The following is a 1324-nucleotide window of genomic DNA, read 5'->3' as shown; positions in this document are numbered from 1 at the left end:
AAAAAGCAGCTAATGAAAAACCTTCCAAAAGGTATTTGGAGGGTTATTTGGCGTGCCTTCCAAAGTATAACACGGAAGAAAAAAATTTTTAATAAGAAGTTCTTGACTCCTATTAGCTGGTTTAGTTGAACAAGAATAAAGCAACTTTAATATCCTTTTAAAGAACAGTATTCTTTAAATCACTTCAACCTCACTAACTTTTAAGAGCCTTACTACATATCAAGTGTAGTAAGGCTCTTGTTTATTATTAGAGCGAAACTAAATAAGTTTATTATCGTTCTACATTTGCTCTTGGGTACTTAAAGGAAATTAAGTGTTCTTATCGAAAGTAAGTAACCAGGATTCCCAAAATATAAGTACTTAAATACTATTAATTATATAGGAGTATCAAAATGAAACTAATTGTTTGGAATGCTGCAATGCGTTTTAGAGATAAATTGGAACACTTAAAATCATATCAAGCAGATATTTTAATTATTCCAGAATCCGAATCTCCGGAGAAATGGGGACAAACTAAACTTAAGGACGTTAATCAATTTCTTTGGTTTGGTGAGAAAGTTAATAAAGGGATTGGTATATTTACATTAAATGAACATTATAAAATTGAACTTCATCCTTTATATAACAAGGACTTCCGCTACATTATTCCGTTGTTGGTAACTGGAAAACGGAATTTTATTCTCTTTGCGGTATGGTCACAAAATACAAAAACAAAATTTGAAAGTTACATTGGTCAAATATATTTAGCCCTAAAATATTATGACACTTTGTTGAAGGAACCCTGTGTTATTGCTGGGGATTGGAACAGCAATAAGAACTTTAATCATATCAGGAGGGTTGGTACGCACACGGATGTTGTCAATCTATTGAAAAGTAAGGGTATAACTAGTACATACCATCATTTTTATAATGAAGAGCATGGTGTTGAGTCACAGCCTACCCACTATTTTCGAAAAGAATATTCAAGACCATTTCATATCGACTATATTTTTACTTCTAAAGATATACTATCATCGCTAAATAAAATGGAAGTAGGGCAACATGAAAATTGGATTAAATTAAGTGATCATATGCCTTTGTTAACGGATTTTAACGGTATCCAATAGCCAATAGACTCATATTGGCTCCATAAATAAATATTGCCTATAAATCCAAATAATAGTAAAATAAATTTGTAACATTTTATTATTTTATTATTTTTTAGCAACCAATCTTTGGTTAGCGGGCTATGTTTATTAAACGTATGCGTTCTTTGGAACGATTCTTTTACACATTTTTCTGTGTTTATTAGAGTCATTCTGGAGGACGCTTTTTTGCGTTTTAA

1 protein-coding gene is annotated in these 1324 nt (G+C 31.0%); it reads left to right on the top strand.

Going from position 1 to position 1324, the window contains the following annotated elements; all coding sequences use genetic code 11:
- Positions 1-392: 392 nt before the first annotated feature.
- Positions 393-1106: an endonuclease/exonuclease/phosphatase family protein gene (locus M3205_RS25065; protein WP_251172356.1), complete on the top strand. Its 714-nt coding sequence runs from the start codon at positions 393-395 to the stop codon at positions 1104-1106.
- The last annotated feature ends 218 nt before the right edge of the window (positions 1107-1324 follow it).

It is taken from the genome of Cytobacillus firmus (genome assembly GCF_023715565.1).
In the GTDB taxonomy this organism is placed as follows: domain Bacteria; phylum Bacillota; class Bacilli; order Bacillales; family Cytobacillaceae; genus Cytobacillus; species Cytobacillus firmus_C.
This window is presented reverse-complemented; position numbering and strand designations above follow the sequence as displayed.